The following is a 14392-nucleotide window of genomic DNA, read 5'->3' on the forward strand; positions in this document are numbered from 1 at the left end:
CGACTAAAATAGTCGCCTTTTTATTTTCACCTAATAAGGAAATCGAATGTTCAAAGAAAAACCCGTTATTTCCAACCAACACGGTGCATTAGCAATGGCAATGCTGCCTTTTCTTTATGCGGTCATCACAAGTGGATTTACACCTTTGCATATTTTCTTTGGGCTTTCTTGGCTATTCCTCTATCTTTTCTCTTACCCTTTTCTCTCTTTATTTAGCAAAAAACCAACCGAACGTAATAAAAAATGGGCAAAAATTTACTTCGCTTTAAGTTTACTCTTTGCTTTGCCTGTTATTTATAATGTGCCTGCTATTTTGCAATTTTTAGTGATAATTCTACCGCTTGGATTAATTCAAATTTACTTTGCCAAACAAAAAGATGAACGGAATTTGTGGAATGATATTGCAGGCATTTTAACTTTTGGGGTAATGGGAATAGCCGCTTATTATATTGTTACAAAACAATATAATATTGAGATACTACTCCACCCTACGCTGTTTTTTATTGCCACAACGTTCTATGTAAAAAGTATGGTGAGAGAACGTAAAAACCCTGTATATATGGAGCTCAGCATCGCAACACACCTACTATTAACTCTTATTTATTGTTTGAGTTCAATGCAAGCGGTCTTTTTTGCCTATTTAATTGCAACTGCTCGTGCGATTATTGTGCCGAGTTTAGGCTTGAATGTAAAACAGATCGGAATGTTGGAATTTCCCGTTATTCTGTTTTTTTTGATTGCGTTGGTTTTATGATTTTTCTATAACAAAAAAACTCTGAGCTTTGATCTGCCCCCCAAAAGTTGGACTAAACAACCAACAGATTAAGGTGCAGATTTTTTATGACTAAATACAACCAATCTTTTAAACAACAAGTGATCGAGTTTTATCTTCAAAATGGGAAAAATCGTTCATTCACCTGTCAGCATTTTCAGCTGGAGAAAAGCACATTACGACTTTGGATTAACCAATATCATTATTATGGTTCCAATGGGTTAGCCGTACTCGGTACTAAACAAACCTATTCCCCTGAATTTAAATTATCGGTCGTACAAGCGGTCAAAAACGGACAATTTTCTGCAAGACGGGCGGCGTTATATTTTGGGATACCTAATCACAGTATGGTAATTCAATGGTTGAAAGCCTTTGATAAACAAGGTATAAACGGCTTATTTCCCAAACCGAAAGGTCGTCCGTCAATGAAACCTAAATACCCGAAAATGCCGCCCCCGCCGAAAACCGAAGAAGAACGCTTGCGTTACCGTATTTTGGAGCTGGAAGCGGAGAATGCTATCCTAAAAAAGTTGCAGGCACTCAACCAAGCAAAAATGCGGAAAAAGCCAGTATCGTAAAAGCATTGCGAGTAGCGTTTCCGCTTGAAATCCTGTTGCAACTTGTCGGCTTGAAACGCAGTACGTTCTTTTATCACTTGCCTGAGAAAGACGATAAAAATGCGGCAATCAAGCAGGAAATTGCCGCTATATTTCACAAAAATCACGGAAACTACGGCTATCGCCGCATTACGCTGGTGTTGAAAAAAACCAAGAAAATCAACCACAAAAAAGTGCAATCGATAATGCAGGCGTTGGAATTGAAAGGAAAATGTCCGCGTAGAAAATACCGTTCTTACCAAGGTGAAGTGGGTAAAATCGCCGATAATCTGTTGCAACGGAATTTCCACTCAACTGCGCCCAATGAAAAGTGGGTAACGGATATTACTGAGTTCAAATACCCTGAAGGTAAGCTCTATCTTTCACCGATTAAAGATTTATTTAACGATGAAATCATTGCTTACGACTTGGCAGGAAGCCCGAATTTTGAACAGATTACCCAAATGATGACACAAGCTATCGCAAGGCTTGACGGGGCGAAACCGATTTTGCATTCCGACCAAGGTTGGCAGTATCAAATGGCGGAATTTAGGACAATCTTGCGGAAAAATGGCATCACGCAAAGTATGTCGAGAAAAGGAAACTGCTTGGATAATGGGGCGATGGAGAGCTTTTTCGGGAGGTTAAAAACGGAGTGTTATTTAGGCAGACAGTTTGAGACGCTTACAGAGCTTGAAAAAACGATTCATGATTACATTCATTACTACAATAATGAGCGTATTCAAGTGAAGCTAAAAGGACTGAGCCCTGTGGAGTACAGAACTCAGTCCTTGAATTAGAGCAGTCTAACTTTTTGGGGTCAGATCACTTATCAGAGGTTTTTTAATTATTCTTATTGTGCTGCTTTCTGGATTTGATCACCAGCTTTCTCAACATCCTTGCCTACGCCATCAACAGTGTTACACGCTGTTAAGAAAGTTGCACTTGCTAAAATTGCTAATACTAATTTTTTCATAAAACGCTCCTTATTTTTGTGTTTGTTATGAAAACAATTTCAATATAACAACTCTAAACTACAAATGCAATACTTCAAATTAATAATCTAGTTCATCTTTATAAAGCTCGTAATCCGCTTTTAATGCTTGAATGAGTTCCACAAAATCTTCCGGTAATGGAGCGTACCATTCCATCAATTCCCCTGTAATCGGGTGTTCTAAGCGTAGCATAATAGCGTGTAATGCTTGGCGTTGAAAACTGCGTAAAACAGATAAAAATTCCTCACTTGCTCCTTTTGGTGGGCGAGGTCTGCCACCATAAAGTTGATCACCCAATAACGGGTGAGCAATATGTGCCATATGCACGCGAATTTGGTGAGTACGCCCGGTTTCCAAACGTAAACGTAAGCGAGTGTAGTTACGGAAACGCTCCATAATACGATAATGGGTTACTGCCGGTTTTCCCATCGGGTGAACCGCCATTGCAGTACGCTTAGTCGGGTGGCGAGCCATTGGTTCATCAACTTTACCACCTTGAGTCATAATGCCGCTTGCGACTGCTTCATACTCACGCGTAATACGGCGTTTTTGTAATGCTGTTACTAGGTGAGTTTGGGCTGGAATATTTTTCGCTACCACCATTAAGCCTGTTGTATCTTTATCTAAACGATGCACAATGCCGGCTCGTGGGACTTCTGCAATCGGCGGATAATAATGCAACAACGCATTTAATACCGTACCATCAGGGTTGCCGGCTCCGGGGTGAACCACTAAATCTTTTGGTTTATTGATAACAATAATATCGTCATCTTCATACACAATATTGAGCGGAATATCTTGCGGTTCAAAACGAATTTCTTCTTCGATTTCAGCAGTAATTTCCACCGTTTCGCCACCAAATACTTTTTCTCGTGCTTTATTGATGATATTGCCGTTCACTTTTACTAAATCGCTTTCAATCCACACTTTAATGCGTGAACGTGAATAATCCGGAAAAAGTTGTGCCAGTGCTTGATCTAAGCGAGCACCTAATAGGTCAGCAGTAATTTCTGCGGTTAAAATCTTTTTTTGAGTAGTCATTAAAATATAAATCCTAATTAGTCATTTGCTTACTTGCGTGATGTTATATAAAATAGTGAGATGAACTTCATAAGTTATTCTTAGTCTGAGGTATTGTACATTAACTTTTGGTCTCAGACACTTTTTATAGGTAAAACATATGCGTAAATTTAAAACTCTTGCCACATTAGCATTAGCAGGGCTTGTTGTAGGTTGTTCAAGTTCTAATAAAGACATCGAAGAATCAAACGTTCAAGATCTTTATAGCAAAGGGCAAACCTATTTACAAGACGGCGATTATAACTCTGCTATTCGTTATTTAGAGGGAGTGAGTGCTAAAGGTGGTCAATATTCAGGTCTTGGTGAACAAACCCAATTAAGTTTAATTTATGCACAATATAAAGTAGGCGAATATTATAAAGCATTAGATGCTGCAGAACGTTTCGCCCGTTCTTATCCAAATGCAGCCAATATGGATTATGTATTCTACCTAGCCGGTCTTTCAAATGCACGCTTAGGTGATAATTTTATCCAAGATTTATTTAAAGTAAATCGTGCTTCTCGTGCAGTGGATAATGTGCGTAACGCTTACGGTAACTTCCAAACTATCGTTCAGCACTATCCACAAAGCCAATATGCTCAAGATGCTCAAAATTGGATGAACTATTTATTCAACCGTTTATCCGAACACGAATTATCGATCGTAAAATTCTATGATAAACGTAATGCGTACGTTGCAGTAGTAAATCGCGTAGAAGAAATGTTGCGTTTCTATCCAAATACCGAAGCAACTAAAAATGCCCTTCCTTATCTGAAAGAAGCATTTAAACAAATGGGTATTCAAGATTCAGAGCAAAAAACCGAACTATTAATTAAAGAATACGAAAATAAAACCTTACCAAACCCGGCAAAACCGGAATATGGTGAACAATTCTAATTAAATATACCAGAATATTAGGGGCGGTTTCGCCCCTTTTGGCTTTATAACTTATTAGCTCATTAGGAAATTATGCGAATTTTAGGTATTGAAACCTCTTGCGATGAAACCGGCGTTGCCATTTATGATGAAGAAAAAGGCTTAGTAGCAAATCAGCTCTACAGCCAAATTGATATGCACGCTGATTATGGCGGTGTTGTACCGGAGCTTGCTTCTCGAGATCATATCCGCAAAACGCTCCCACTCATCCAAGAAGCCCTAAAAGAAGCTAACCTTCAGCCTTCAGATATTGATGGTATTGCTTATACTGCAGGTCCGGGCTTGGTTGGAGCATTATTAGTAGGCTCAACCATTGCCCGCTCTTTGGCATATGCTTGGAATGTGCCGGCTCTTGGAGTACACCATATGGAAGGGCATCTACTTGCTCCAATGTTGGAAGAAAACGCTCCCGAATTTCCATTTGTGGCGTTATTAATTTCGGGTGGGCATACTCAATTAGTGAAAGTCGATGGTGTCGGCAAATACGAATTAATGGGCGAATCGATTGATGATGCAGCAGGCGAAGCCTTTGACAAAACCGGGAAATTATTAGGTTTAGATTACCCGGCAGGGGTTGCGATGTCAAAACTTGCCGAATCTGGCACACCAAATCGTTTTAAATTCCCACGCCCGATGACCGACCGACCGGGCTTAGATTTCAGCTTTTCCGGCTTAAAAACTTTTGCTGCAAATACCATTAAAGCCAACGCAAACGAAAATGGCGAAATTGACGAGCAAACTCGTTGCGATATTGCTCACGCGTTCCAACAAGCGGTAGTGGATACTATTTTAATTAAGTGCAAACGGGCATTAGAACAAACAGGCTATAAACGGCTAGTGATGGCAGGCGGTGTAAGTGCCAACAAGCAATTACGTGCCGATGTTGCCGAAATGATGCAAAAACTCAAAGGCGAAGTATTTTACCCTCGCCCGCAATTTTGTACCGACAACGGTGCGATGATTGCCTACACAGGTTTTTTACGTTTAAAAAACGGCGAACACAGCGATTTAAGTATTAGCGTAAAACCTCGCTGGGCGATGACCGAACTACCGCCAATTAAATAGCATTGCAAGCGGTCAAATTTCTTGGTAATTTTGCAAAAATATCTCTTTCAAACAACAACATATTTTAAGGATAAAAAATGAACACAGCACAATTCCACCAATCTGTTGAACAAGTATGGCAGCAAATTGAAGAAAAAATTGATGACGAAGGTTTATCGGTTGATACCGAAATTCAAGGTGCAGTTTGCACTTTAACCTTTGATGACGAATCACAAATCATTATTAACAAACAAGAAGCGATGTTAGAACTATGGCTTGCCAGCAAATTAGGTGGCATTCATTTTAAAAACATTGATGGAGAGTGGGTTACAGATGAAGGTCGCACCTTCTGGCAACATTTAGAAGAAGCCTTTGCTCGACACGGTGAAAGCATTTCTTTCTAATTGTTTGTAAGGGCGTACTGAAGTGCGTCCTTTTATAATTTATATTTGTAAAATTTTTCCTCAAATAAACCGCTTGCGGAGGCACATATTGCTTCCCCACATATAAAAATAATGAATACCACCGCAATTTCTGTTTTAAATAATGTTTTTGGCTATCAAAAATTCCGAGACGGGCAAGAAGAAGTCATTTCTGCCGTGTTGGAAAATCGTGATTGCCTTGTAATTATGACAACAGGCGGTGGAAAATCCCTTTGCTATCAAGTACCGGCTCTATGTTTGGACGGCATAACGCTCGTTATTTCGCCACTGATTTCATTAATGAAAGATCAAGTAGATCAGCTCATTACCAATGGTATTGAAGCTGCCTATTTAAACTCTACTCAAACACTCGAAGAACAACAGATTGTAGAGCAAAAAGCCTTATCAGGTAAATTAAAATTACTTTATCTTTCCCCTGAGAAAGTGATGACACAAGGCTTTTTCCATTTTATCTCACTCTGTAAAATTAGTTTTATTGCAGTAGATGAAGCCCATTGTGTTTCCCAATGGGGACACGATTTCCGCCCTGAATACACTCTACTTGGTGGCTTGCGAAATACGTTTCCTAACGTGCCGTTAATGGCACTAACCGCCACGGCAGACCCAACAACACGAGCGGATATTCTTCACCATTTACGTCTAAATAATCCACATATTTATTTAGGTAGTTTTGATCGCCCGAATATTCGCTATACGGTACAAGAAAAATTTAAGCCACTTGAGCAGTTGCTGAAATTCATCAATAAACAACAGGGAAAAAGTGGAATTATTTATTGCAATAGCCGTAAAAAAGTGGAAGAAATTACTGAAAAATTAGCTTCCAGAAATATTAGCGTGCTGGGCTATCACGCAGGAATGAGTTTTGAACAACGAGAATTTGTACAAAATGCATTTCAGCGAGATGACATTCAAATTGTGGTGGCAACAATTGCTTTTGGAATGGGGATCAACAAATCAAACGTCCGTTTTGTTGTACACTTCGATCTTCCCCGTTCTATCGAATCTTATTACCAAGAAACAGGACGTGCCGGACGAGATGATCTTCCTTCGGAAGCAATACTTTTCTACGATCCAAGCGATTATGGCTGGCTACAAAAAATCCTCTTAGAAGAGCCAAAAAGCGAACAAAGAGACATCAAACAGCACAAGTTACACGCTATCGGCGAATTTGCGGAATCACAAACTTGCCGCCGCTTAGTTTTACTCAATTACTTTGGCGAACATAAACAAGAAGATTGCAAAAACTGCGATATTTGCTTAGATCCGCCACAAAAATATGATGGCTTACTCGATGCTCAAAAAGTGATGTCGGTTATTTATCGAACAGGGCAGATTTTCGGTCAGCACCACATTATTGCTGTACTTCGTGGAATGAATAACTTAAAAATTCGTGAACACAATCACGATCAACTTTCAGTTTACGGTATTGGGAAAGAACAGAGCCAGCATTATTGGCAGAATGTGGTAAGGCAACTCATTCATTTAGGACTGATTTATCAAAATATAGCTAATCATTCAGCTCTTCAATTAACCGAAAGTGCAAGACCTTTTTTGCGTGGTGAGAAATCGTTACAATTAGCATTGCCACGCTTGGGTATTTCCGCCACAGCATTTGTGCAAAAACAAGCAAGCCATCGTTATGATAAAGACCTATTCGCTCGTCTTCGCTTCTTGCGTAAACAGATTGCCGATAAGGAAAATATTCCGCCTTATATTGTATTTAATGATGCCACGCTACAAGAAATGGCGGAATTCCTGCCGACTTCAAAAGTGGAAATGCTCGAAATAAACGGTGTCGGTGAGCGAAAATTTGAACGATTTGGTCAAGCATTTATGACATTAATCAAAGAACATCAAAATAACCGAAAATAGGGAGCTAAATAAGGGTTTATTATTGCATAAGCATTGAAAATCCTATAGAATCCGAACGTTTATCTGTTTTTTATAAAATAAAACGGACACTATAAAAATACTTAACCGCTTTCAAGCGGTCTTATTTAACCAAAAATTTACTAGAAGGAATAAGGCTATTAAACCTGTAAAACGTGTTCAAACAAACCGTGCACACCGTATTAATGAAGAAATTCGTGGTGTGAAAGAAGTTCGCTTAACTGATGAAAATGGCGAACAACTTGGTATTGTATCAATTCAAGAAGCATTAACAAAAGCTGAAGAAGCTGAATTAGACTTAGTAGAAATCAGTCCAAATGCTGAACCGCCTGTTTGTCGTATTATGAACTACGGTAAGTTCATCTATGAAAAAGAAAAAGCGGCAAAAGAGCAAAAGAAAAAGCAAAAAGTGGTACAAGTGAAGGAAATTAAATTCCGTCCGGGTACAGATGATGGCGATTACCAAGTCAAATTGCGTAGCATTCTTCGCTTCTTAGAAGATGGCGATAAAGTAAAAATTACGGTTCGCTTCCGCGGGCGTGAAATGGCTCACCAAGAGATCGGTATGGACGTTTTAGAACGTGTGAAAGCAGATACTGCTGAGATTGCAGCTGTTGAATCTGCTCCGGGCAAATTGGAAGGTCGCCAAGTTGTGATGGTTATCGCACCGAAGAAAAAATAATTCACTTGCAAAAAGCGAGCTTATTCTGTAAAATTCGCTCGTTTTTCGTAAAGAGAAACAAAAGCAGACAGGCACACTCAGCAGCCTGAGCTGCTTTTTTAGATTGCGGTGAAAGCCGTAAAGTAGCGTAATCAGTGCAACCAAGTAACTCATAAGAGTTCGCCTGATTATTCATTTAAACCAAAAACAATGCGGAGTTTTTTAACAATGCCTAAAATTAAAACAGTACGTGGTGCTGCTAAGCGTTTCAAAAAAACAGCTTCTGGCGGTTTCAAACGTAAACAATCTCACTTACGTCATATTTTGACTAAGAAAACCACTAAACGTAAACGTCACTTACGTCATAAATCAATGGTAGCGAAAGCAGACCAAGTTTTAGTAGTAGCGTGTTTACCATACGCATAAGCCTAAGGCTGCGTTAAAAACACAAACGTACGAATAGTAATTCTTAGGGGCGAGAAGTCGTCCATAAATCAAAATAGACAATTTAGGAGATTAAATAATGGCTCGTGTAAAACGTGGTGTTATTGCAAGAGCACGCCATAAGAAAGTTCTTAAGGCTGCTAAAGGTTATTATGGTGCGCGTTCACGTGTTTATCGCGTTGCGTTCCAAGCTGTAATTAAAGCTGGTCAATATGCTTACCGTGACCGTCGTCAACGTAAACGTCAATTCCGTCAATTATGGATTGCTCGTATCAACGCTGCAGCACGTCAAAACGGTTTATCTTACAGCAAATTCATCAACGGCTTGAAAAAAGCATCTGTTGAAATCGATCGTAAGATTTTAGCTGACATCGCTGTATTCGACAAAGTAGCATTCGCCGCTTTAGTTGAAAAAGCAAAATCTGCTCTTTAATTTTAAAGAATAGAGATGAGGACGCCTAGTGCGTCCTTTTTTATTTTATCGATAAAAATGACAAATCTTTAAGATAAAAATAGAAAACAAGCGGTCTAAATTAACAAATTTTTTGCAAATATAAGGAAATGATATGAAAAAAATTATGCTACTCGTTTCATCAATCGTCATTACTGCTTGTTCAACTCCAGCACAACAAAGCACTGTGCCAATGGATATGCAAGCCGTTCACGATTATCAACAACGAATATTAACTAAACAAACTGTGGATAAAAATGCTCAACCAAACAATGAAGCACTAAACCAAAGTGATAGACGCTCAAAAAGTACAATTTATCCAATTCGCCCTGTAATTTACCCAAGTATTGATGTGGGCTATCATCACGGCTGGCATCACAGGTATTGGTAATTTTCAAAATAAAAGGGCTATTTAATAGCCCTTGTTGTTATAAGCTGATATCTAGCTGATCATAGGCTCTACGAGCCTTTTCCAATGCTTTATCGGTGTTTTCATCACGAGCTAAAATCACTCCCAAACGGCGGTGTCCATTCACTTCGCCTTTGCCGAATAAACGAATGTTGGTGCCGATTTCTGCCAGCACATTTTCCAAGCCGCCGAAACGCACGTTATCCGATTTGCCTTCCACCACAATCGCTTTTGATGCCGCCGGGCTGATGCGGTGAATTTCCGGAATTGGTAAACCTAAAATCGCACGGGCGTGTAGAGCAAACTGCGAAAGCTCTTGCGATGCCATTGTGACCATTCCAGTATCGTGTGGGCGTGGCGAGACTTCATTAAAGATAATCTCATCGCCACACACAAACAGTTCCACACCGAAAATGCCCCGTCCGCCAAGTGCTGTAGTAATTTTTTCTGCAGTTTCTTGTGCACGTTTCAAGGCAATTTCCGACATTACTTGTGGCTGCCACGATTCACGGTAGTCGCCGTCAATTTGAATATGTCCGATTGGGGCTAGAAATGATGTGCCGTGAATATGGCGAACGGTAAGCAGGGTAATTTCATAATCAAATTTGATAAAGCCTTCGACAATCACTCGCCCACCGCCGGCACGACCTCCCTCTTGCGAATAGTCCCACGCTTTTTGAATATCTGCTTCGGATTTAATCACCGACTGACCGTGCCCAGACGACGACATAATCGGTTTTACCACGCACGGAATGCCAATTTCACTAATCGCCTGTTGGAATTGCTCAAAATTATCCACAAAACGGTAAGGCGAGGTTTTCAGCCCCAATTCTTCCGCCGCCAAACGACGAATACCCTCACGGTTCATTGTTAATTTGGTTGCTTTTGCTGTCGGCACAACATTGTAGCCCTCGCTTTCCAATTCAACAAGTGTATCAGTTGCAATCGCTTCCACTTCCGGCACGATAAAATCCGGTTTCTCTTTTTCAACCAAGGCACGCAACGCTGTCCCGTCTAACATTGAAATGGTATAAGCACGGTGTGCCACTTGCTGTGCCGGTGCGTTTTCGTAGCGATCCACCGCAATCACTTCCACGCCCAAGCGTTGCAGTTCGATCACCACTTCTTTGCCTAATTCGCCTGAACCCAGCATCATTACCCTAATCGCACTTTGTCTTAAAGGTGTACCAATTGTTGTCATATTTCCTCCCCAAAAATCAAAAGCAAACGTTTGCATTCGTAAATTATACTTAAAATTATCTCAGATAGATAGAATGAGAGATGTAATTATTTCATCGACAATATTGTAAAATCTTTATAAAAAATGACCACTTGTAGACATAAAATCGCTAGTCAATTTGATGCAAAATCGCTATACTTTATCGCCCTAAAATTTAGGGAAAATATCTTCTTTCTTAGAAGTGAATAAAAGCATTGCCACAGTTTGTGGTGTAACAATACAATAGAGGTTTTCAATGTCAGCTCCAAATTCAGGAACTAACCCGGCTCCGCTCGGTTTATGCGGCTTTGCACTTACGACTTTTTTATTAAGTTTAATTAATAATGGCACATTTAGTGGCGAAAACGTTGGTTTAGTATTAGCAATGGGCTTTGCCTTCGGCGGTACTGCACAGATGATCGCAGGTATGTTTGAATTTGCTAAAGGTAACACCTTCGGCTTTACGGCTTTCACCAGCTACGGTGCATTCTGGTGGTCTTTTGCATTATTTAAAGTGTTCTTTGCTTCAACTGTATCTCCGGAGTTTATCGGCTGGTATTTAGTGGCTTGGGGAACATTCACATTTATGATGTTCATCGGTACTTTAACCAAACCACGTGCGTTACAAGCGATTTTCTTAAGCTTAACTATTACGTTCTACTTATTAGCAGCGGGCGATTTCACCCACAACAGTAGTATCACGCATATCGGTGGTAACTTTGGTTTATTAACGGCATTCTTAGCGTTCTACTTAGCAGCGGCAGATATTATCAACGAAAGCTTTGGCAGAACGGTTTTACCAATCGGTGAGCCTAAATAATTTAAGTAATAACAAAAGGCTGAATGTGATGAACATTCAGCCTTTTTATTTGCAAAATAGGTGAGAAAAACAACCGCTTGTTAGCTTTCTTTCTCTACTTTTTCACGTTCGACTTTTTCTACATCAACTTTTGCCATCGCTCCTTGAATGGTTTGTTGCACTTCAATAGAAATCAAACTTCTTAGTAATGCCTCAGTTTCTTGCACTTTTTCGGTAACTAAATTATCGCCACCATCAAAGTAGCCTTGTTCTTTCAAACTATTAGTAAATGTTGAAAAAATGGCTTTATCAAAGAATTCGGGAGCATTAATACCGTGTAGTACCGACAAACGCTGTGCTACTGAACTACTCTCTTTTTCTAATGCAATGCGACTAATATCCGGTTGTTCAAGCAATAAACTTAAACTGATGTAGTAACGCTGTAAAATCTCACGCACGCCAGCCGAATGAAGTTGTAATGTACGAATATGCAGACGGTTAATCATCAACATATCACTTTCATTTTTAATGATGCCTTGACGAACAAACTCATTGATGATGGCTTCAACCTGTTCTGCTACTTCTTCTTGCTTAAAGTGTAAAAATAACTCTGCTTGCAAGAACGGATAAATTTGATTAACCGATTGAATAACCAAATCTTTTGAAATCGCCTCGTGATGTAACACAAAGCTTGCTACCAGTGAAGGCAATACAAATAGATGTTGTACATTATTGCGATAGTAAGTCATCAATACTGCTGCTTCACGCTCTAAACGAACTAATTCGCCGAAATTGTCTTTCTCAATGGTTACTCCGGAACGAGGTAATTGAATAACGTGCTCAAGCATTTCAGCTGCACTTTCTTCCGGCAGAGTCATATCTTTAGAATAAAGCACATTACGGAATAGTTGAACATAGCTCTCAAGTTGCTCAATAAGCTGTTCACGAGATAAAGCTCTCTGGCGTGAAGCCAATAATGCCGAACCGACTAAATTCTTGGCATTTACCGCTGCCGCTTTATTGATATTTACCATCACTTGATGAGAGATTTGATCTACTGCTTCATTCAACCATTTAGGGCGAGTATCTTCAGTTTGCTCCTTCCATTCAGGGAAATATTGATTTAGATAATTGTTTACCTGAATCGGCTCGCCAAAATTCACATAGCCTTGACCTAAATTTTTCAGTTTTTTAAGTACGCGTAATACTAAACCTGCATTTTCTTTCTCTTTTGCCGCCCCTCGCAGCTCTTTGGCATAAGTATCCACTTCCAGAACGTGTTCATAGCCAATATATACCGGCACAATGCTTAATGGACGATTTAAGCCACGTTGAAGTGCTTGTAAAGTCATCGACATCATACCTGTTTTAGGCTGTAACAAACGCCCTGTGCGAGAACGTCCACCTTCGATAAAATACTCCACCGAATAGCCACGATAGAATAACTCCGCCAAATATTCACGGAAAATAGTGGAATATAAACGGTTTCCTTTAAAAGTACGGCGAATGAAAAAAGCTCCCCAACTACGGAAAATCGGACCTGCCGGCCAGAAATTCAAGTTGATCCCTGCTGCAATATGCGGTGGTACAACACCGTGATGATAAAGCAGATAAGATAAAAGCAAATAGTCCATATGGCTACGGTGGCACGGCACGTACACAATTTCGTGCCCTTCTAAGGCAAGTTTTCTGACGCGATCTGAATTTTGCACATTAATGCCTTGATATAACTTGTTCCAAAGCCAACTCAGTACACGATCGGCAATACGCAAACTATCGTGTTTTACATCAGCCGCAATCTCATTAATGATTTTTTCCGCTTCTTTACGTGCTTTTTCAGGCGAAGATTTTTTCGCTTCTTCTGCAATTGCAGCTTGAATTACCTCTGAATTAAGAATTTTATTGAACATCGCTTCACGATTAGGCAAACGAGGTCCCATTGCAGAATAACGTAATTTAGCAAAGTGCATTTTCGCCACTCGAGCAATTTTTTGTGCAATTTTTTCATCTGCACCGTGTTCTGTTACCATATAACGTAGCGACACAGCTGGTGAGAAGCGGACAAAATTATCACGCCCGAACCAAACCATTGACATAAAACGCTGAAATGAAGTTAAAACTTGCAAATGACGGGCATCTTCTTTACCCGGAGCTCGTCCCCATAACACTGAAACAGGCACAAGCTGAACATCTAGCTCCGTTTTTTCACGATGTAAATCTAAATAGCGATAAAAAATAGACTCGGTCTCACTTTTTGCCCCTTTTGATTTAAAAAAGCGTCTGCCCTCATCTAAAAATACGAAGCGAGGTAAAGCGTGCCCATCAATAACATTATCTTGCAATGGGTCAGGCAAGTTTAGTGCCAAACAGTTTTTTTGCAAAATCAGTAAATCCGTTTGTGAAGTATAAGGCAACACATAAACGATAGGCTGCTCTAAGTTCAGATCTAGTTCGTTTACGGGATCAGTTGGAATAGCACGGGATTTTACCAAAAGTGAAAGTGGTAAATTGAGAAAAGCACGATAGAAATTTAATAAGCCAGACATATTAATACCCTTTAGAATTGTTATTTTTGGAGGTCTAACCTCTGATTCACTTCATTCTACCATAGTTTTTTCTATAATTTTGTGAAATTATTAGTTACAAAATAAAAAATACTGTATATACTATCAA

At 39.7% G+C, this 14392-nt stretch carries 15 protein-coding genes; 11 read left to right on the top strand and 4 right to left on the bottom strand.

What is annotated here, in order from left to right; genetic code table 11:
* Positions 1-46: 46 nt before the first annotated feature.
* The gene (locus X781_RS07965; RefSeq protein WP_025236360.1) at positions 47-754 is read left to right on the top strand and encodes a YwiC-like family protein; all 708 of its coding nucleotides are present in this window, start codon (positions 47-49) and stop codon (positions 752-754) included.
* Positions 755-840: 86 nt separating this feature from the next.
* Positions 841-2168, top strand: a protein-coding gene (locus X781_RS12065) for an IS3 family transposase (RefSeq protein WP_144084209.1) whose coding sequence is annotated in 2 segments (ribosomal slippage) — positions 841-1294 and positions 1294-2168 — 1329 coding nt in all. Because the reading frame shifts where the segments join, the coding sequence is not laid out codon by codon here.
* 53 nt (positions 2169-2221) lie between these two features.
* Here the strand turns inward: X781_RS12065 and X781_RS07980 are convergent.
* Positions 2222-2344, bottom strand: a complete 123-nt coding sequence (locus X781_RS07980; protein ID WP_038643990.1) for an entericidin A/B family lipoprotein — start codon at positions 2342-2344, stop codon at positions 2222-2224.
* 79 nt (positions 2345-2423) lie between these two features.
* Positions 2424-3404: a 23S rRNA pseudouridine(1911/1915/1917) synthase RluD gene (rluD, locus tag X781_RS07985; RefSeq protein ID WP_025236363.1), complete on the bottom strand. Its 981-nt coding sequence runs from the start codon at positions 3402-3404 to the stop codon at positions 2424-2426.
* Positions 3405-3543: 139 nt separating this feature from the next.
* On the opposite strand from rluD, the gene X781_RS07990 reads away from it, so the two are divergent.
* The 8 genes from X781_RS07990 (at position 3544) to X781_RS08025 (ending at position 9683) form a co-directional block, all read left to right on the top strand.
* A complete protein-coding gene (locus tag X781_RS07990; protein WP_025236364.1) occupies positions 3544-4320 on the top strand; it encodes an outer membrane protein assembly factor BamD in 777 nt (258 codons plus the stop codon).
* Between the two features lie 72 nt (positions 4321-4392).
* Positions 4393-5424, top strand: coding sequence for a tRNA (adenosine(37)-N6)-threonylcarbamoyltransferase complex transferase subunit TsaD (gene tsaD, locus X781_RS07995; protein WP_025236365.1), 1032 nt, complete (start codon positions 4393-4395; stop codon positions 5422-5424).
* A 77-nt stretch (positions 5425-5501) separates the two neighbouring features.
* Positions 5502-5807 carry an iron donor protein CyaY gene (gene cyaY, locus X781_RS08000; RefSeq protein ID WP_025236366.1) on the top strand — a complete coding sequence of 102 codons (306 nt, stop codon included), beginning with the start codon at positions 5502-5504 and terminating at the stop codon, positions 5805-5807.
* Positions 5808-5918: 111 nt separating this feature from the next.
* Positions 5919-7718: a DNA helicase RecQ gene (gene recQ / locus X781_RS08005; RefSeq protein WP_038643992.1), complete on the top strand. Its 1800-nt coding sequence runs from the start codon at positions 5919-5921 to the stop codon at positions 7716-7718.
* 220 nt (positions 7719-7938) lie between these two features.
* The gene (infC, locus tag X781_RS08010) at positions 7939-8418 is read left to right on the top strand and encodes a translation initiation factor IF-3 (RefSeq protein WP_025236368.1); all 480 of its coding nucleotides are present in this window, start codon (positions 7939-7941) and stop codon (positions 8416-8418) included.
* 207 nt (positions 8419-8625) lie between these two features.
* Positions 8626-8823, top strand: a complete 198-nt coding sequence (rpmI, locus tag X781_RS08015) for a 50S ribosomal protein L35 (RefSeq protein WP_005596065.1) — start codon at positions 8626-8628, stop codon at positions 8821-8823.
* A 97-nt stretch (positions 8824-8920) separates the two neighbouring features.
* Positions 8921-9274, top strand: a complete 354-nt coding sequence (gene rplT, locus X781_RS08020; RefSeq protein ID WP_005596075.1) for a 50S ribosomal protein L20 — start codon at positions 8921-8923, stop codon at positions 9272-9274.
* Between the two features lie 133 nt (positions 9275-9407).
* Positions 9408-9683, top strand: coding sequence for a hypothetical protein (locus tag X781_RS08025; protein ID WP_025236369.1), 276 nt, complete (start codon positions 9408-9410; stop codon positions 9681-9683).
* 37 nt (positions 9684-9720) lie between these two features.
* On the opposite strand, the gene purT is transcribed toward X781_RS08025, so the two are convergent.
* Positions 9721-10902 (bottom strand): formate-dependent phosphoribosylglycinamide formyltransferase, encoded by a 1182-nt coding sequence (gene purT, locus X781_RS08030; RefSeq protein WP_025236370.1) that lies wholly within the window; start codon positions 10900-10902, stop codon positions 9721-9723.
* 274 nt (positions 10903-11176) lie between these two features.
* Here purT and X781_RS08035 point away from each other — a divergent pair, with 274 nt between their 5' ends.
* A complete protein-coding gene (locus tag X781_RS08035; protein WP_025236371.1) occupies positions 11177-11740 on the top strand; it encodes an acetate uptake transporter in 564 nt (187 codons plus the stop codon).
* A gap of 80 nt (positions 11741-11820) precedes the next feature.
* Here X781_RS08035 and plsB read toward each other — a convergent pair whose 3' ends face one another.
* On the bottom strand, positions 11821-14265 hold the full coding sequence (plsB, locus tag X781_RS08040) for a glycerol-3-phosphate 1-O-acyltransferase PlsB (protein ID WP_025236372.1): 2445 nt from the start codon (positions 14263-14265) through the stop codon (positions 11821-11823).
* Positions 14266-14392 lie beyond the last annotated feature (127 nt).

Origin of the sequence: Mannheimia sp. USDA-ARS-USMARC-1261, assembly GCF_000521605.1 — a bacterium.
Classification (GTDB): domain Bacteria; phylum Pseudomonadota; class Gammaproteobacteria; order Enterobacterales; family Pasteurellaceae; genus Mannheimia; species Mannheimia indoligenes.